Source organism: Corynebacterium lipophilum, assembly GCF_024102595.1.
Taxonomy (GTDB): domain Bacteria; phylum Actinomycetota; class Actinomycetes; order Mycobacteriales; family Mycobacteriaceae; genus Corynebacterium; species Corynebacterium pseudogenitalium.
Window position 1 is genome coordinate 15,693 of sequence record NZ_JAEUWV010000019.1, and the last position, 17,647, is coordinate 33,339.

The 17,647-nt window shown below is 55.1% G+C and carries 13 protein-coding genes and 1 tRNA gene; 6 read left to right on the forward strand and 8 right to left on the reverse strand.

Features of this window, described 5'->3' with window-relative positions:
- Window positions 1-106 precede the first annotated feature (106 nt).
- On the reverse strand, window positions 107-2,959 hold the full coding sequence (gene uvrA / locus JMN37_RS09830; RefSeq protein WP_252932002.1) for an excinuclease ABC subunit UvrA: 2,853 nt from the start codon (window positions 2,957-2,959) through the stop codon (window positions 107-109).
- A 108-nt stretch (window positions 2,960-3,067) separates the two neighbouring features.
- On the opposite strand from uvrA, the gene JMN37_RS09835 reads away from it, so the two are divergent.
- The 3 genes from JMN37_RS09835 to JMN37_RS09845 all read left to right on the forward strand — a co-directional run bounded on the left by JMN37_RS09835 (window position 3,068) and on the right by JMN37_RS09845 (window position 7,079).
- Window positions 3,068-3,688, forward strand: coding sequence for an MBL fold metallo-hydrolase (locus JMN37_RS09835; RefSeq protein ID WP_071573917.1), 621 nt, complete (start codon window positions 3,068-3,070; stop codon window positions 3,686-3,688).
- 82 nt (window positions 3,689-3,770) lie between these two features.
- Window positions 3,771-4,811, forward strand: coding sequence for a DoxX family membrane protein (locus tag JMN37_RS09840; RefSeq protein ID WP_252932003.1), 1,041 nt, complete (start codon window positions 3,771-3,773; stop codon window positions 4,809-4,811).
- Between the two features lie 72 nt (window positions 4,812-4,883).
- Window positions 4,884-7,079, forward strand: coding sequence for a HelD family protein (locus tag JMN37_RS09845; protein WP_071573919.1), 2,196 nt, complete (start codon window positions 4,884-4,886; stop codon window positions 7,077-7,079).
- 46 nt (window positions 7,080-7,125) lie between these two features.
- On the opposite strand, the gene JMN37_RS09850 is transcribed toward JMN37_RS09845, so the two are convergent.
- From JMN37_RS09850 to JMN37_RS09880, 7 genes are all read right to left on the reverse strand, one after another.
- On the reverse strand, window positions 7,126-7,569 hold the full coding sequence (locus JMN37_RS09850) for a universal stress protein (protein ID WP_070362531.1): 444 nt from the start codon (window positions 7,567-7,569) through the stop codon (window positions 7,126-7,128).
- A gap of 107 nt (window positions 7,570-7,676) precedes the next feature.
- The gene (locus JMN37_RS09855) at window positions 7,677-8,135 is read right to left on the reverse strand and encodes a universal stress protein (RefSeq protein ID WP_070362532.1); all 459 of its coding nucleotides are present in this window, start codon (window positions 8,133-8,135) and stop codon (window positions 7,677-7,679) included.
- A gap of 18 nt (window positions 8,136-8,153) precedes the next feature.
- Window positions 8,154-10,253 carry an excinuclease ABC subunit UvrB gene (gene uvrB / locus JMN37_RS09860; RefSeq protein ID WP_252932005.1) on the reverse strand — a complete coding sequence of 700 codons (2,100 nt, stop codon included), beginning with the start codon at window positions 10,251-10,253 and terminating at the stop codon, window positions 8,154-8,156.
- A gap of 31 nt (window positions 10,254-10,284) precedes the next feature.
- Window positions 10,285-10,899 carry a dephospho-CoA kinase gene (coaE, locus tag JMN37_RS09865; RefSeq protein WP_071573920.1) on the reverse strand — a complete coding sequence of 205 codons (615 nt, stop codon included), beginning with the start codon at window positions 10,897-10,899 and terminating at the stop codon, window positions 10,285-10,287.
- A gap of 67 nt (window positions 10,900-10,966) precedes the next feature.
- Window positions 10,967-12,430 carry a 30S ribosomal protein S1 gene (rpsA, locus tag JMN37_RS09870; protein ID WP_070362535.1) on the reverse strand — a complete coding sequence of 488 codons (1,464 nt, stop codon included), beginning with the start codon at window positions 12,428-12,430 and terminating at the stop codon, window positions 10,967-10,969.
- A gap of 636 nt (window positions 12,431-13,066) precedes the next feature.
- Entirely contained in the window at window positions 13,067-15,736 is a 2,670-nt protein-coding gene (gene polA / locus JMN37_RS09875; protein WP_256472944.1) for a DNA polymerase I, read from the reverse strand.
- 41 nt (window positions 15,737-15,777) lie between these two features.
- A tRNA-Leu gene (locus JMN37_RS09880) sits at window positions 15,778-15,851 on the reverse strand.
- A 144-nt stretch (window positions 15,852-15,995) separates the two neighbouring features.
- Here JMN37_RS09880 and JMN37_RS09885 point away from each other — a divergent pair.
- The 3 genes from JMN37_RS09885 (at window position 15,996) to JMN37_RS09895 (ending at window position 17,527) form a co-directional block, all read left to right on the forward strand.
- Window positions 15,996-16,745, forward strand: coding sequence for a sulfite exporter TauE/SafE family protein (locus tag JMN37_RS09885; protein ID WP_071573922.1), 750 nt, complete (start codon window positions 15,996-15,998; stop codon window positions 16,743-16,745).
- A 165-nt stretch (window positions 16,746-16,910) separates the two neighbouring features.
- Window positions 16,911-17,300 carry a TetR/AcrR family transcriptional regulator gene (locus JMN37_RS09890; RefSeq protein ID WP_071573941.1) on the forward strand — a complete coding sequence of 130 codons (390 nt, stop codon included), beginning with the start codon at window positions 16,911-16,913 and terminating at the stop codon, window positions 17,298-17,300.
- On the forward strand, window positions 17,297-17,527 hold the full coding sequence (locus tag JMN37_RS09895) for a hypothetical protein (RefSeq protein WP_252932006.1): 231 nt from the start codon (window positions 17,297-17,299) through the stop codon (window positions 17,525-17,527). The genes JMN37_RS09890 and JMN37_RS09895 overlap by 4 nt, the downstream gene beginning before the upstream one ends.
- Window positions 17,528-17,647 lie beyond the last annotated feature (120 nt).

A 17,647-nucleotide genomic window follows, 5' to 3' on the forward strand; every position in this document is an offset into this window, starting at 1 on the left:
ACTCCACTTGTGGCCCAGGCACCTTTGTAAAGAATGCTCTGGGCGGTAGTGGTGAGAACTTTAATACATGAAGTTTATTCAAGCAAATCATGCATTCAAGCTGGATCTATTGCAATATCTCCTTCAAGAAAGCACCTGTATGAGACTTGCCATTACGTGCTACGTCTTCTGGCGTTCCCTGCGCGACCACCGTTCCACCGCCTGATCCCCCCTCAGGCCCCATGTCAATCACCCAGTCCGCCGACTTGATAACGTCCAGGTTGTGTTCGATCACCAACACAGTGTTGCCCTTTTCCACCAGGCCATTCAGCACAAGCATGAGCTTACGAATGTCTTCGAAGTGCAGCCCCGTAGTGGGCTCGTCGAGGATGTAAATTGTTCGGCCGTTAGTTCGCTTCTGCAATTCTGCCGCGAGCTTCACCCGCTGTGCCTCACCACCGGATAGCGTTGTCGCAGCCTGCCCAAGACGTACATAGCCCAGGCCGACGTCTACAAGCGTGTTGAGGTATCGATGGATTGACTGAATTGGCTCGAAGAACTCAGCTGCTTCAGAAATCGGCATATCGAGAACTTCGGCAATGTTCTTACCCTTATAGCGCACTTCGAGGGTTTCACGGTTGTATCGTGCTCCCTGGCACACCTCACACGGGACGTATACATCCGGTAGGAAGTTCATCTCAATCTTGATAGTGCCATCACCACGGCACGCTTCACAGCGCCCGCCTTTGACATTGAACGAGAATCGGCCAGCCTTGTAGCCGCGAACCTTTGACTCTTGTGTTTCCGCGAATAGGTTGCGGATCTTGTCAAACACCCCTGTATATGTCGCGGGGTTTGATCGTGGTGTACGTCCGATGGGACTCTGGTCGACTTGGACAAGTTTATCGAGATGGTCAAGGCCACTGACTTTCTTTACCCGTCCCGGGACTTGTCGAGCTCCATTGAGCTCATTCTGGAGAGTCTTAGCCAGAATCTGGTTTACCAGCGTAGACTTGCCAGACCCAGATACCCCAGTAACAGCTACCAACACTCCCAGTGGAATATCCACTGATACGTTCTTGAGGTTGTTCTCTCGCGCGCCCTCAACTCTCAGCTTGCGGTCTGCGTCTACCGGTCGACGCTGATCCGGGGCCTCAATCTTTTTCCTGCCCGCAAGGTAGTCTCCGGTAATGGAGTTCTCTACTTCACGGATACCGTCGGGTTCTCCCTGGTAGACCACTTCCCCGCCGTATTCTCCGGCGAGCGGCCCGATGTCTACCAACCAATCAGCCTCACGGATCGTTTCCTCATCGTGTTCAACCACAACCAGCGTGTTCCCAAGGTCGCGAAGTTTCTTCAGAGTCTTAATCAGCCTCTGGTTATCCCGTTGATGCAAACCGATTGACGGCTCATCAAGCACGTACAGTACACCGGCAAGGCCAGACCCAATTTGCGTGGCCAGACGGATGCGCTGCGCTTCACCGCCCGACAGGGTGCCGGCTGACCGAGCGAGCGAGAGGTAACTCAGTCCTACGTCCAAGAGAAAGTGCAGCCGAGCTTGGATCTCTCGAAGTACCGCACCCGCGATCATTTCCTCACGGTAACCAAGTACCAAATTATCAAGGTATTCGGACGCATCCTCAATGCTCAGTTCCGTAAGCCCGGCGATGGAGCGTTCACCATGCGTTGTTGAGTCGAGGCGAACGGCGAGAATCTCGGGCTTCAACCTAGCGCCCTTGCACGAAGGACACGGTACCTCTCGCGTATAAGCAAGCAGTCGGTCTTTCTGGGTATCGCTTTCGGCCTGCTCGAGCTTACGCTCCAGGTACCCAATGACGCCTTCATAAGCTGCGCTGAATGACCGCTGCCTGCCGTAGCGGTTCTTGTACCGCACGCTGATCTTGGTTTTGGAACCATTTACCAAATGCTTCTGCTGCGTTTTCGTCAGCGAGCTGAACGGAGCGTGAGCATCAAAGCCCTCCTCTTTTGCTAACGCTTCAATCAACTTGACGAAGTATCGCTTGTTCGGGCTGGAGTTCCATGGCTGGAAAGCATCAATTGCTGGTGCGTCTGGATCTGGAATAACGAGTTCTTCGTCAATCTTCTTCTGCGTCCCGAGACCATCACACGTTGGACAGGCACCAAACGGTGAGTTAAACGAGAACGCGCGCGGCTCGTACTCCTCAACGTTAAGTTTGTGCCCGTTCGGGCACGCCATCTTTTCAGAGAAGATCTGGATCCGATCAGGGTTGCCCTCATCGAAGTCAACGAATTCGAAGCCAACGAGGCCGTCGGCAAGTTTGAGTGCTGTCTCCACTGAGTCGGTGAGACGCTGCTTTTGGCTTTGCTTCACTTGAAGGCGGTCCACTACCACCGAAATCGTGTGTTTGACCTGCTTCTCAAGCTTCGGTGGATCGCTGAGCTGGTACAACTCGCCGTCCACGCTCACTCGAGAGTAACCCTGAGCGGCGAGATCCTTAAACAAGTCAACGAACTCGCCTTTACGCTTTCGTACTACCGGGGCAAGGACTTGGAACTTGAGGCGCTCCTCCATCCCCAGCACGCGGTCCACAATTTGTTGCGGCGTCTGCCGTTCAATCACAGCGTCGCACTCTGGACAATGAGGAGTGCCAGCCCGCGAATAGAGCAGGCGAAGGTAATCGTAGATTTCGGTGATGGTACCTACAGTCGAACGGGGGTTACGGTTCGTCGATTTTTGGTCGATTGATACCGCGGGCGATAGTCCGTCAATGTAATCGACATCGGGCTTATCCATCTGTCCTAAGAACATCCGAGCATACGACGAAAGAGACTCAACGTATCGACGCTGTCCCTCCGCAAAGATCGTATCGAATGCCAGCGAGGACTTACCCGATCCAGACAGGCCTGTAAATACGGCCATCTTGTCCCTCGGCAGAGACACATCGACGCCCTTCAGGTTGTGTTCTCTTGCTCCACGTACAACAAGACGGTCAGCCACCTAGATACCTCTTCCAGAAGATCGGTTCATTTTGTTCCGAACATACCAGCGTATACCACTTCGGTAATCACTGTTCTGGCGAAGAAAGAATTGACTAGGGTAGGCACCATGAATTCAGGATCAACTCCACTGCCCCAAATAACACTGCACCAAGTTTCCGTCAGCTCGATGGACAACAACTGCTATCTCCTCTGCGCAGATGACCAGGGCCTGCTAATCGACGCCGCTGACGACGCGCCGGCTATCCTCGCCATGGCCGAACAGGCCGGAGTCAAGATCACGGATGTATTAACGACGCATCGCCACCACGACCACGTGCGCGCATTGGCTACAGTCCTGGAAGCAACGGGCGCTACACACTGGGCACCGTTCCTCGAGGTACCTGCCCTGCCTGCTCCTGTCGACCGCGAACTCCACGACGGCGACTCGATTTCGTTCGCAGGCCACGAGCTCCCAGTGGTAATTCTGCGTGGACATACCCCAGGTGGCGCAGCCGTGCGCGCCGACCTCAAGGGGGTGCCTAACCTCTTTGTCGGTGATTCCCTTTTCCCTGGTGGGCTTGGGAAAACAAATTCCGAAGGCGACTTCGTGCGACTCTTCCGCGATGTCAAAGAAAAACTCTTCGACGCATACCCGGATGAGACAATTGTGTGGCCGGGCCATGGTAAATCCACTACGCTTGGTGCAGAGCGTCCAGATTTAGATGTTTGGTGGAACCGTCGCTGGTAAAAGCGTAATCCGAATGTCGGACGTCACATAGAACGTATATACAGCGACCGGTACGTTGCGAAAAGAAAAGAGGAATGCATTTATGATTCGAAAACTCGCAAGGCCAATGCTCGCGTCCGTCTACATCGTTGACGGTGTTCAGACGCTGCGTGACCCAAATGCCAATAAAGAAAGCACGAAGGCGCTTTTAGATAAGGTCCGCGGTGCCGTTCCGAGCGAGTACCGTGGTCTGATCCCGAGCGACCCGAAGACGGCCGCTCAGGTCGTTGGTGGCATTAAAGCAGGTGCAGGCAGCCTCTTCGCCATTGGCAAGCTGCCACGCACTTCCGCTGCACTGCTCGCTGCGACTGCAATCCCCTCGATTATCGGCCGTAATGCCTTCTGGGAGGCTGACGAGGCGAATGAGAAGCAGCGTCGTCAGACTGGCGCGCTGACCGATGTCGCTCTCGCCGGTGGTGTGCTCCTCGCGACTGTGGACACTGCTGGCAAGCCAGGGCTGCAGTGGCGCGCCCAGCAGGCTGCCCGCACCGCGAAGAAGAACGTACAGCAGGCACTGCCTACCCAGTCTGAGACCGAAAAGGCTCTGGGTAAAGCAAGTAACTGGCTGTCCGATACTGCAGATCAAGTGGTCGACTACGTCGATAACAACAAGGATGACTGGAAGAAGCAGGCCTCTAAGTTTGCGGACCAGGCATCTGACGCAGCTGAGGGCTTCTGGCAGGATGCGCGCAAGCAAACCTCCTCGTTCCTTTCTGATGCGGGTGACTGGATGGAGGATGTTTCCGATAGCGCTAAAGACACCTACAAGGACTTGAAGCCAAGCAAACTCCAGCAGTTCAAGGCAAAGCGCAAGGTCAACAGCGTTGTTGGGGATCTCCAGGACAAGCTGGAGAGCCTCGAGCCAAGCAAGTTGGACCAGTTCAAGGCAAAGCGCAAGGTAAAGAAGAGCACCGCGAAGCTGCAGGACCGTGCCCAGAGCGCGGTTGACTCCCTGCAGGATGCCTTCGACAACTTGGATGTTGCGCCGTCAAAGTGCAAGCAGTGGAAGTGGAAGCGTAAGGCTAAGAAGGCCGAAAAGCGCGCGAACAAGCTGGTAAAGAAGGTTCAGAAGAAGCTCAGCTAATCTGACTTTCTGTAGTACACCCCGTGGCCGCATAGTTGTGGTTGCGGGGTGGCTTTTACTTTGAAGGAGATTATGTTCACCGTGTCAGAGCAAGAGGTTGCTCGCGAACAGCACTACGTCGACGGTCTATTTTCTCGTCTTGACGATGAAGTATCGAAAGCCCAAGCCAAACTGGAAGCGGTGCAACGAGATGTCGACCCTGACAACCCAGATTCTGATGCGCTCGTCCGGCGCGAAACCGAATATCATGGGCTGAATGCAAAACTCGATGCACTCAACCTGGCAGAAGTTGGCTTAGTTTTTGGCCGAATTGATGTGGAGGACGAGTCACCGGAGAATCTAGTCCCTAACAGCGACAATCTTGACCGACGCTATATAGGCCGGATGGGCATCGACGCCCCCGAAGACAAGTACCGGACGCTCCTCATCGATTGGCGTGCACCCATGGCACGGTCGTTTTACCTCGCAACGACGGCGCACCCTTCAGGCGTGCAAACCCGGCGAAACATCCGTATGAGGGGCCGCACGGTGGAAGCTATTGACGACGAGGTCCTCTCCGGCACAGGTACGGGCGTTGAAGCCTCGGGTGTCGGATCCGAGGCTGCGCTGCGACGCGCCATGAATCGGCCACGCACTGCGCACATGCAATCCATCGTTGAGACAATCCAGCGTGAACAGGATGCCGTCATTCGTGACGCTACGCGTGGAGTGATGGTTGTCGAGGGTGGTCCAGGTACTGGCAAGACTGCAGTCGCTCTTCATCGTGTTGCGTATCTGCTCTATACTTGGCGAGCGCAGCTGGCGAAGACCGGCGTCTTGGTTCTTGGCCCCAATACCGTCTTTTTGGACTACATCTCGCGAGTTCTTCCGGAGCTCGGCGAGACCGGCGTAGTGCTTTCCACCATCTCAGACTTAATCCCCGGTTTTACCCCGGAAGGTAGCGAGTCGCTTGCTGCACGGGAAGTCAAAGGCTCGATTGAGATGGTCACGATTCTCAAGCGGGCTGTGCAGTCATATGAGACGGTCCCGGAGCGCGCGGTAACCCTTTCAATTGAGAACGTTCCCGTCGCTGCGACGCCGGCCATGGTTAAGGCAGCCAGAACCAAAGCACGACGGTCACGTCGTCCTCATAATGAAGCACGAGCCGTGTTTGCGGAACATCTTTGCGAACTTCTTGCGCAAGCACTTGCCAACACCATTGGTGCGGACCCTCTAGGCGGTGAGAATCTGTTATCTGCTGCGGACGTCGATCAGCTCCACGATGACCTGGCTGAAGAATCCCAGGTCCGAGAGTTTATTGACGCCCACTTCCCCACTCTGTCGCCTGCAGGAGTACTACGCAATCTGCTTGAAGACCGCGACGCAATCGCAGCTGTCGCGTATGACTACGACGACTACACACAAGATGCCCTCTTTCGGGAGCCTGGTGCGGCAACGGCCCCGTCGGATGCTGCGTTACTCGACGAGCTCTCGATTCTTATTGGTAGTAGCCCAGCGGAGGGTATTCGTGACTCCGTTGACGATGCGTGGCAACAGCAGGTGGCCGAGGCAGAGGACGCGTTGGACGTCTTGGCTTCATCCGAGTCCACTGACAACGATGACGACCAGTTCGAGGCTGAGATCCTTTCTGCATCAGACGTCATTGATGCGGAAACGCTCGCGCAGCGCCAGGCGAGCACCGATATCCGTTCGACCGCAGAGCGCGCACGCGCAGATCGCACATGGGCCTATGGGCATGTGATCGTGGATGAGGCACAAGAGCTCTCACCGATGGAATGGCGGATGGTGTTTCGGCGCTGCCCATCAAAGTGGATGACATTAGTTGGAGACACCGCGCAGACTTCTTCGCCTGCGGGTTCAGACGACTGGTCAGCAACGCTGGAACCGTTCGTTGGCTCGCGTTTCCGCACGCATACCTTGAGTGTGAACTACCGGACTCCGTCGGAGATTATGGAGTACGCCGCGAAAGTTCTTCACGCGATCGACTCAGAGGCAGCGGTCCCTGAGAGTATTCGAAGCACTGGGCAACCCGTCGAGTTTTGGCCTTCCGGCACCACCCCAGAAACTGTCGCAACATACGAGGATGGGCGCACGACAGCGATCATCGACAAGTCAAATGTCGATGCGATGAAGGGACTCGAATTTGACCATGTAGTACTAATAGAACCCCAAGAAATTATCGACGCCTCTCCGCAAGGTTGGCAAGACCTCTACGTGGCGATGACCCGAGCAACTCAAAGCCTCGCTGTCATCGGTGAGATGCCATAGAACAACCTCCGGCCAGGCAGTTGGCCGGAGGTTGTTATATGAAGCGTTAGCTGACGGTATGTACGATCATGACGTCGCAGTCCGATTGGCGAGCAACGTCTGCTGGGACAGACCCCAGCAGGCGACCTGTCAGAGAGTTGATACCGCGGTTACCGACCACCAGCAGTTCCGCATTGTTGTCACGAACAATCGCCATCAGAGCCTCTACTGGAGTACCCGGACGGGTCGCAGTCTGCACGTCTTTTGCTCCGTGCTGTCGCGCATGTTCTGCTGCCGCTTCAAGATTTGCCAACGCGTCCTTGTCACCGAGGATGGTGACCGAATCTTGTCGCAGGCTCTTCGTCGCGTCCGCTTCCGTTTCGTAATACGCGGTACCGATCACTAGCGTGGCACCAAATGCACTCGCCATTTTTGCAGCACGCTCAACGGCGAGCAATGAAGACTTGGACCCGTCGGACCCTACGACGATGGTCTTGTAGTAATTGGCCATAGCTGTATTCTTGAGACCTTTCCTGATTCAGCTGTCGCTCGCTGGATAACGGTGGCGCCAACAAGCACGGTCAAATCTATAGTACCTGGTTCTCGCGCGGATGAAGGCTAGTCATGGCCTTCAGCTCGGGTGTCAACGAGCATGACATCAACCGGCGCCTTCTTTGCCACGCTACCTGGGATGTTGCCGAAGACTCGACCGGCGAGGGACCGCATTCCTTTGTTTCCAACCACGAGGAGATCTACGCTGTATTCCTTTACTGATTCCAGCAGTACATTCGCAGGCTGGCCGCCACTGGAGACCAAGTTAATCTCTGGTGCCTGTTCTTCGACTGCGATCGCCTTCGCACGCCTCAAGATATCCTCGGCGCCCGATTCCGTCACGATATCGATCTTGCTCAGCTCCGCGTTGGTTGCGTTCAGCATCGAGCCCGACGCTGTGTAGTGAGCACAGATGACTGTGAGCTTCGCGTCATACACGCGGGCCAGGCTCGCAGCAGCACGAACCGCAACAAGCGAAGTTGGTGAACCGTCAGTACCGACAGCAATCGACTTATAGGTATGCATAGATTCCTCGAACCTTTCTTAGTTTCCTGTATCTTTCATACCACGAAGTTCCTTTCGGAGATCAGCAATTTCATCACGCAGTCTGCCGGCGAGCTCAAACTTCAACTCGCGAGCTGCTGCACCCATTTGCTTCGTAAGGTCGTCGATCAATGCTTGTACCTGATCAGAGGCCATCTCGGACACGTCTGGCTTCGATACAACTGCGGTATCCGAGGCAACGCCATTTTCAGCTTCACCGTCAGTGTTCTCATATACCTGATCCAAAATGTCGGCAATCTTCTTGCGCAGCGGCTGCGGATCGATCCCATGTTCTTTGTTGTACGCCAACTGAATTTCGCGACGCCGCTCTGTCTCACTGATTGCTTCCTCCATCGACTCAGTGACCTGGTCGGCGTACATGATGACCTCTCCAGATACGTTACGAGCTGCGCGCCCGATAGTCTGAATCAGCGACTTGGTCGAACGCAGGAACCCTTCCTTGTCGGCGTCGAGAATTGCAACAAGTGAAACTTCCGGCAAGTCGAGACCCTCTCGCAGCAGGTTGATGCCAACGAGGACGTCAAACTCTCCAAGCCTCAGCTGGCGGAGCAGCTCAACGCGCTGCAGCGTATCAATGTCAGAGTGCAGGTAGCGCACCTTTACCCCGTTATCCAGGAGATAATCAGTCAAGTCCTCAGCCATGCGCTTCGTCAAGGTAGTGACCAGCACGCGCTCGTTCTTCTCCACCCGGACGCGAATCTCGTCAATCAGGTCGTCGATTTGTCCCTTCGTCGGTTTCACCGTGACCTTTGGATCGACGAGGCCTGTTGGGCGAATAACCTGCTCAACAAACTCGCCGTGTGCTGCTTCGAGCTCGTAATCGCCCGGTGTCGCGGACATGTACACCGTCTGCCCCACGCACGATTCAAACTCATCGAAGGTCAACGGACGGTTGTCGACGGCGCTCGGCAGCCGGAATCCGAATTCCACGAGGTTGCGTTTCCTCGACATATCGCCTTCAAACATTCCTCCAATTTGCGGGACGGTCACGTGAGACTCGTCGATAATTGTGAGGAAGTCTTCCGGGAAGTAGTCGATGAGCGTCGCTGGCGCCGATCCTGCCTCGCGCCCGTCCATGTGACGAGAATAGTTCTCAATGCCTGAGCAGAAGCCAACCTGCTGAATCATCTCGAGGTCATACTCGGTGCGCATCCGAAGTCGCTGAGCCTCAAGTAGTTTTCCGCGGTTCTCAAGGTCCTCTAAACGGTCTGCAAGCTCTTCTTTGATGGATTCGATCGCCTTTTCCATTCGCTCTTCAGTGGCCACGTAATGGGTAGCAGGAAAGATCCGAAGCTCATCTTCTTGGCTCAGCACGTCTCCCGTGAGCGGATGAATGTAATACAAGCTGTCAATCTCGTCTCCGAAGAACTCAACCCGAACCGCGACTTCCTCATACGCGGGAATGATATCGACGACGTCGCCCTTTACTCGGAACGTACCGCGTTTGAAGTCAATATCGTTGCGCTCGTACTGGATATCAACGAGTAATCGAAGGAAGCGGTCACGCTCAACCTCTTCCCCCACGCGCAGCACCACAGAGCGATCAAGGTAGGACTGCGGCGTACCAAGGCCGTAGATACAAGAGACTGACGACACCACCACTACGTCACGACGCGACAGCAATGCGGAGGTAGCTGAGTGACGCAGGCGTTCTACATCATCATTAATGGAGGAATCTTTTTCGATGTATGTATCCGTCTGAGCGATATATGCCTCTGGTTGGTAATAGTCGTAGTACGAGACGAAGTACTCAACCGCGTTATTTGGGAGGAGCTGCCGAAGCTCATTTGCTAGCTGCGCGGCGAGCGTCTTGTTCGGAGCCATCACGAGCGTTGGGCGCTGCTGCTTTTCAATCAGCCACGCTGCCGTCGCCGACTTGCCGGTGCCGGTGGCACCCATGAGGACGACGTCTTCTTCTCCCCGGTTGAGACGTTCATCTAGCTCTGCGATCGCTTTAGGCTGATCACCCGATGGCTCAAACTCCGAGACGACTTCAAAGGGCTTTTCTCGACGCTCGATCTCGCCTACTGGTCGAAACTCCGAATGTGCCAGGACCGGATGCTCTGCTGCAAATGCCATGCAGCTCAGTCTAATGACTCAACCAGATTCCTCAACGTTGATGCTGCAACAATTCTCGCTCGACATAGTCGACCAAAGCATCCACCTGCGGAGCGAGCTCAGACAACGGACCGTTATTGTCAATCACGTAGTCAGCGGCCGCAAGTCGATCGTCGTCATCAATCTGCCGTGCTATACGGGAACGGGCGTCTGCCTCCGATAGACCGCGCAATTGAACCAGCCGCCTCACTCGCTCTTCCTCGTTCACATCGACTACAACGGTGAAGTCCATCTGACGGTGCAGCCCAAGCTCTACAAGCAGTGGCATATCGTACACAGCAACCCGGGCTCCTTCAGCTTCAGCGGCGTCGAACTGCCGTGATGACTCCTTGCGAATCGCAGGATGCGTAATCGAATTCAGCTTCTGCGTCTGTTCCTCCGAGACAAACGCCCGCTGCGCCAGCAACTTGCGGTTCAAAGCGCCGGAAGCGTCCACCAGGTCATCGCCGAATGCAGCAGCCACCTCTTTTAGCGCATCGCTTCCTGGTTGCAGAACATCGCGCGCGATACGGTCAGCATCGACTACGACGAAGCCACGCTCACGTAACAACGCGGCAACGGACGACTTTCCGCTTCCGATTCCTCCGGTAAGCCCAATTTTCAACATGCGTCACATACTAGGCGAAAACCCCTTCCTGGATTCCAGGAAGGGGTCGTCGATTAGCTAATAAAGACTAGTTGCCAGCGAGCTTGTCGCGAAGTGCTGCGAGCTGCTCGTCAGATGCGAGCGAGCCACCTGCGCTAGCGGTCTCATCCGCTGCCGGAGCTGCAGCGTTGGACTGCGAGGAGTAGTTCGCCTGGTCACCCGCCTGCTCTGCCGCCTCGGCAGCAGCAGCGCGATGACGCTCGATCTGTGCAGTGTGCGCCTGGAAGCGGCGCTCAGCCTCTGCGTAGCGAGCCTCCCACTGCTGACGAGCCTCGTCGAAGCCCTCCATCCACTCGTTGGTCTCCGGATCGAAGCCCTCTGGGAAGATGTAGTTACCCTGCTCGTCGTAGGAATCAGCCATGCCGTAGCGGGACGGATCGAACTCTTCGTTGTAATCCTCGTCCGCCTGCTTCAGCGACAGCGAGATACGACGACGGTCGAGATCGATGTCGATGACCTTGACCATGACCTCTTCGCCAACGTTGACAACCTGGTCCGGTACCTCGACGTGGCGCTGTGCCAGCTCGGAGATGTGAACCAGACCCTCGATGCCCTCTTCGACGCGAACGAACGCACCGAATGGAACAAGCTTGGTGACCTTGCCCGGCACGATCTGGCCGACAGCGTGGGTGCGTGCGAACACGCGCCATGGGTCCTCCTGGGTCGCCTTCAGCGACAGGGAAACACGCTCACGGTCGAGATCGACGTCGAGAACCTCAACGGTAACCTCATCGCCGACGGTGACAACCTCAGATGGGTGGTCGATGTGCTTCCAGGACAGCTCGGAAACGTGAACCAGGCCGTCTACGCCGCCAAGGTCCACGAAAGCACCGAAGTTGACGATGGAAGAAACAACGCCCTTGCGTACCTGACCCTTCTGCAGCTGGTGCAGGAAGTCGGAACGAACAGCGGACTGCGTCTCTTCGAGGTATGCACGGCGGGACAGGACCACGTTGTTGCGGTGCTTGTCCAGCTCGATGATCTTTGCCTCGAGCTCCTGGCCAATGTATGGATCCAGGTCACGGACGCGACGCATCTCAACGAGCGACGCAGGCAAGAAGCCACGAAGACCGATGTCGAGGATGAGGCCACCCTTGACAACCTCGATGACCGTACCAGTAACTGGCTGGTCGTTCTTCTGCAGCTCTTCGATGGTGCCCCAAGCACGCTCGTACTGAGCACGCTTCTTGGAGAGCAGGAGGCGACCTTCCTTGTCCTCCTTGGTCAGGACCAGTGCGTCGATCTCGTCGCCGACCTGGACAACTTCGTCCGGGTCAACGTCATGCTTGATCGACAGCTCACGGGTAGGGATAACACCCTCAGTCTTGTAGCCGATGTCAAGGAGAACCTCATCGTGGTCAACCTTAACTACGGTGCCGGAGACGATGTCACCATCATTGAAGTACTTGATGGTTGCGTCTACAGCGGCGAGAAATTCCTCAGGTCCGCCGATATCGTTGATTGCGACCTGTGGTGCGTTGGAAGTGCGCATAAGTTAAATGTGCTCCGAAATTGAAATAGGAGATCGTATTTGGACAGGGGCATATCATCTCTTACCAGCGCGGAAAGATCCCGCAATATGAGCCGGTGATGCCCTCCTATTACGACACCACGAGACCTATTGCCCAGATATGCTCGTGCAAGAATATCGCCTTTGCCCAGCTCGCGCAAATATCAACACTCGGATAAATCCCCATCAGGTCGACCGTTAAGGCAAACAACACATCCTTCACCGAACTCGCCAACTGAGAACGCCGTAAGTCTGCCGCACCGCCGATAAGGCGCAAACTCGCAGGTCAAAGCAATACACTCGCCATCCCACACCCCCATAATTAGTCAATATTTTGTTTAATGTAGTCCATTTTTGGCCAATTCTCTTACGTTCCCCACAGACGTCTGTTAGTGTTTTCATTGCCACGATCAAGGCGCAGCAGCGATAGATAAGGCCAATCTAGAGCTGTGAAACCTCGCGAGGTGAACCGTGGCACCGCTTCTCGGGGGAACTCGGGGGAAGAAGCGGTTGATGGGGGAAGGCAGTCCCAGACGGATTGAGAAGGAGGCTCTGGGACCGTCTCGGGGCTATAGAGCGGAATAATGGGGGCCGCTCTATAGCCCCACACTTCCCGCCCTAATGGCCAGCATCCTGCCAGTTCTCTCCGTATCCGGTAGAAACCTCGAGCGGCACGTTGAGTTCAATAGCGCGATCCATCTCCCGCTCAACAATCTCACGCACTTCATCGAGCTCACCCGGAGCGACTTCAACAACCAACTCGTCATGCACTTGCAACAGCACACGGGACTCGTAGTCAGCCAACGCTCGGTCAACGTGAATCATCGCTACTTTAATGATGTCTGCGGCAGTACCTTGGATAGGAGCATTCAGGGCCGCCCGCTCAGCATTTTCTCGGGCGACTCGGTTGTCACTGTTGAGCTCAGGCAGGTAGCGTCGGCGCCCAAACACAGTTGCAGTGTATCCATCCTTTCTGGCTTTCTCGACGACCGAGTCCAGATAGTGCTTCACCCCACCGAAACGGTGGAAATAACTCTCCATGATTTCCTTGGCTTCACCTGGCGAGATCGAGAGCTGCGCGGCGAGGCCGTACGCAGAGAGCCCATAAACCAAACCATATGACATTGCCTTGACCCGACGGCGTAGCTCGGGCGTCACGGCGTCGATAGCAACATCAAATACCTGTGAACCGACGTAGTTGTGCAGGTCTTCGCCATCCTTGTACGCGGAGATGAGCCCCTTGTCCCCGGACAGGTGCGCCATCACTCGCATCTCAATCTGTGAGTAATCAGCGGTCAGAAGATACTCATACCCCTTACCAACGGTGAATGCTGCTCGAATCTTTTGACCTGTCTCTGTACGGACGGGAATATTCTGCAGGTTTGGATCAGTCGAACTCAGTCGGCCCGTTGAAGTCACGGTTTGGTTGAAGGTTGTGTGAATTCGGCCATCACTATGTACCGCCTTGATAAGCCCCTCGATTGTGGACTTCATCTTCTGAAACTCACGATGTGCCAACAGATGATCAAGGAACGGATGCGGATTCTTTTCTGCAAGCGCCTCGATCTCCTTGGCTGCCGTCGAATACCCAGTCTTTGTTTTCTTGGTTTTAGGCAAGTCAAGTTTGTCGAAAAGAACGACAGAAAGCTGCTTCGGACTCGAAAGGTTGAGAGCTGGCTCGTCGACAAGCGTGCGGGCCTCTCCTTCTACCTGGGCAACCTTGTCAGTAAACTCCTTGCGAAGATTTTCAAGAGCTTCGACGTCAACAGCCACACCGACGTCCTCCATCCTGGCAAGAATGGGTACAAGCGGCAGCTCAAGGTCGGCATACAGCGCGTAAGAGTCGATTTCACGAAGTTCTTGAGCAAGATGTTGCGCCAGTTCCAGCACAGCAACGGCGGCATCAACCTGTGAAGCTTGATCCAACAGACTGAGTTGCTCTTGCCCTACGTCCAACTGTCGCTGCAAGTGACGCTGGTATACATCAGCCAGCGCATAGGTACGCTGCCCCGGGCGAAGCAGGTAGGCAGCAATCGCTGTGTCATGCGCAATCCCGCTGAGTGTGATGCCTCTGCCCCGCAGCATGTGATACATAGCTTTACCGTTGTGGAGGTACTTGGGGTCATCTGACTCCAACCAGTCCTTCAGCGCAACATCCTCTTCAGGGGTTAGCTCCGCTGTTTCGCGTTGGATGCCGTGCCGCTCCTTATCGACGATCCCAATCGCAGTAGCATCGCCGTTTGCCGGCAGCGGACTACCGTCCACATACAGCGCTAATCCTTGACCCCTATGGGAAGCGATCCATGCGTCCAACGGCCCTTCGTCGATCACAACTTCTGGAAGCTCCACAGGCAAATACTCTTCGGCGTCCCCTTCCGTAGGAAGCGCGGATAGCACACGTTCGCGAAGATTCGTGCCGAACTCCAAAGAATCAAATCGCTTCGCAATAGCACCGATGTCTACGGCCTTTAGCTCCAAGTCATTTGGCGTAACAGGGAGCTCCACGTCGGTGACCATCTGCGTGAGTTCACGATTGAGCTGCACTTGCTCGATACGGTCTCGGAAGTTTTGACCTGCGACTCCCTTGATTTCATCCGCGTGGTTAACGAGTTCTGCAAGCGAACCGTATTGCGTGATCCACTTTGTCGCCGTCTTCTCCCCGACCTTCGGAACCGAGGGGAGGTTATCAGACGGGTCTCCCCGAAGCGCCGCAAAATCCGGATACTGTGCCGGAGTCAGCCCGTACTTCTCCTCGACCTTGTCCGGAGTGAAACGTGTCATCGTCGAAACCCCGCGCATCGGGTACAACAGCGTCGTTGAATCGTCTACCAGTTGTAGGTAGTCGCGGTCCCCTGAAACCAAGACAATTTCGAAATCCTGATCAACGCGAGCCTGGTGCACCAGCGTCGCCACGATATCGTCAGCTTCAAAATTCTCCTTCGACAAGCTGATGATTCCGAGGTCCTCAAGGCACTCCTGAATCAGCGGAACCTGCCCCTTAAACTCAGGCGGAGTGGATTCGCGCTGAGCTTTGTACTCCGGAAAACGTTCCGTTCGAAACGTCTTGCGCCCCACATCAAACGCCACACCAATATGCGTTGGTGCTTCTTGCGCCACAACGTTGGCGAACATCGACAAGAAGCCATACACCGCATTCGTTGTTTGGCCACCGGTCGTCGAAAAGTTTTCAGCAGGCAGAGCGTAGAACGCTCGAAATGCCATGGAGTGTCCGTCAATGAGCAATAACCGTTTCTTCACGGCCCCTAGTGTAGACGTACGTCCCGACATGACGACTCAAACAAGAAAACCCGGCTTATGGCCGGGTGTTGTGCCCCAGGTGAGACTCGAACTCACACTGGACGGGTTTTGAATCCGTTGCCTCTGCCAATTGGGCTACTGGGGCGACGTCGCAAAGTATATAGCAGGCAAGCGCTCAGGCGTGAATCGCACCACGCGATCATCTAAATCGCCAGTTCACTCCAGGTATCTAAAATTCGTCAGGTAGGGTGATGAGCGCTGTATATGAAGCAGAGCACAGGAGGGTGCAGTGACAACAGTTCTGATCGGAATCTTCCTGGCTGTGTTCGCTGGAGCTGCCTTGCAGCGAATTTCAGGAATGGGCCTTGGGCTTATCGCGGCCCCCGCACTATCTGTCCTCCTCGGTCCAGTCTCTGGGGTGTTGATGGTCAACGTGCTAGCCACAGTCAACGCGATAGCCAACACCTATTCAATGCGCGAGCGCGTTGATTGGAAACGCTTTGCCCCAATTGCCGGAGCCCTTGTTTTGGGTGCGGTACCCGGCGCATTCCTCATACGGGCAGTTTCAACTAGTTTGCTTCTAATCATCGTTGGCGTTCTATTGTTGATCGCGCTCGGCACAGTGACGTTGGGAAAACGCTACATACCGAATATTGAAGGCACCGTACCTTCTGTTATCGCAGGTTCACTTGGTGGTTTCATGAACACGTTGGCAGGCGTAGCTGGCCCATCAATCACCGTGTACGCCCACGCGGCACGCTGGCCTAAGGAGATCTACGCAGCTACGCTCCAGCCAATCTTCCTGGTCAGCGGCGCACTCTCATTCGCCATTAAGGAAATCACTGGTGCAGCAAACCTCTCCGCGGTGACTCCTGAAACGTGGGTGGTTGGCATTGTTGCGATGGTGTTGGGCATCGTTGTTGGCACCCGTATGGCACCACGGGTACCAGTACAACTGGGGTACCGAATAGCACTCGCCCTGGCGATCTTCGGCGGGTTCACCGCACTTGTGCGCGGTCTACTCGGTACCGGAGCATAATCCACTAACCAACGCTACTTTTAAACTGAGCCCCAAACCACAACAGCACCGGTTCCTTTCCAGTATCCGGGCGTAGAGCCATAAACACGCACTTGGCGCGCGACACGGTATCTAATCCGCCTCAGATAATGGACAATGCATTCCAGAACGAATAGTATGAAAGTCATGGGTAGACCACGAGAGTTCGATGAAGACGAAGTCATCCGCAGGGCTATAAAGCTTTTCGGTGAACGCGGGTATACAGCACAGTCCGTTGACGCAACTCTTACCTACCTTGAGATAAATCGTTCGAGCTTCTATAAAATCTTCGGTTCCAAACATGGCCTGCTGAGAACGGCGCTGGAAGCAGTATGCCGAAACGCTAAGACAGGTGAAGTGACACTAGAAGCCAAGAGTCTTGTTGCAGTCACTCTCGTGGAAGTCGCGCCCGTAAGCCAAGAGCTACGCCCCTTGATTCTCGAAGCAAATTCCCTTTGCTTTGCTGAAGGCCCAGCAGCACTAGGCAAGCACTTACTCGACCGCGCAAGCAGCACTTCCAAAGGAGAGGCACAATGAGCAACAACAATCTCAAATTCACCGACGCTACTCTGGTTGTTGAGCCACTCGGCTTAGATAAGATTTGGTCGTTCAAAGGATCCATCGAGGTTCCCTGGGAACATGTACGCGGAGCTACACATGACCCGGGTATGAAGAACGAGCCGAAGGGTTTTCGCTGCCCAGGACTAAGGATGGGAGAAAAGCTTGCGGGAACGTTCCACTCAGATGGTGAAAAGCTGGGTTAAGCGACAAAATGTGTGCTTTTTTGGATATGGATTCCAGGTCCTGCCTGGGCCTACGGCGGGACAGTGCTCGTTGAATCGGGATTCCCTGCCGTAGACCGGAAGGTCCACCACTTCAGGCGT

Excerpts from the sequence above, each read along its gene's own strand:
- JMN37_RS09835 (WP_071573917.1), top strand. The coding sequence starts at position 3,068 with ATGAATTCAGGATCAACTCCACTGCCCCAAATAACACTGCACCAAGTT.
- JMN37_RS09850 (WP_070362531.1), bottom strand. The coding sequence starts at position 7,569 with ATGGCCAATTACTACAAGACCATCGTCGTAGGGTCCGACGGGTCCAAG.
- JMN37_RS09855 (WP_070362532.1), bottom strand. The coding sequence starts at position 8,135 with ATGCATACCTATAAGTCGATTGCTGTCGGTACTGACGGTTCACCAACT.
- JMN37_RS09890 (WP_071573941.1), top strand. The coding sequence starts at position 16,911 with ATGGGTAGACCACGAGAGTTCGATGAAGACGAAGTCATCCGCAGGGCT.
- JMN37_RS09840 (WP_252932003.1), top strand. The coding sequence starts at position 3,771 with ATGATTCGAAAACTCGCAAGGCCAATGCTCGCGTCCGTCTACATCGTT.
- JMN37_RS09895 (WP_252932006.1), top strand. The coding sequence starts at position 17,297 with ATGAGCAACAACAATCTCAAATTCACCGACGCTACTCTGGTTGTTGAG.
- coaE (WP_071573920.1), bottom strand. The coding sequence starts at position 10,899 with ATGTTGAAAATTGGGCTTACCGGAGGAATCGGAAGCGGAAAGTCGTCC.
- uvrB (WP_252932005.1), bottom strand. The coding sequence starts at position 10,253 with ATGGCATTTGCAGCAGAGCATCCGGTCCTGGCACATTCGGAGTTTCGA.
- polA (WP_256472944.1), bottom strand. The coding sequence starts at position 15,736 with ATGTCGGGACGTACGTCTACACTAGGGGCCGTGAAGAAACGGTTATTG.
- rpsA (WP_070362535.1), bottom strand. The coding sequence starts at position 12,430 with ATGCGCACTTCCAACGCACCACAGGTCGCAATCAACGATATCGGCGGA.
- JMN37_RS09845 (WP_071573919.1), top strand. The coding sequence starts at position 4,884 with ATGTTCACCGTGTCAGAGCAAGAGGTTGCTCGCGAACAGCACTACGTC.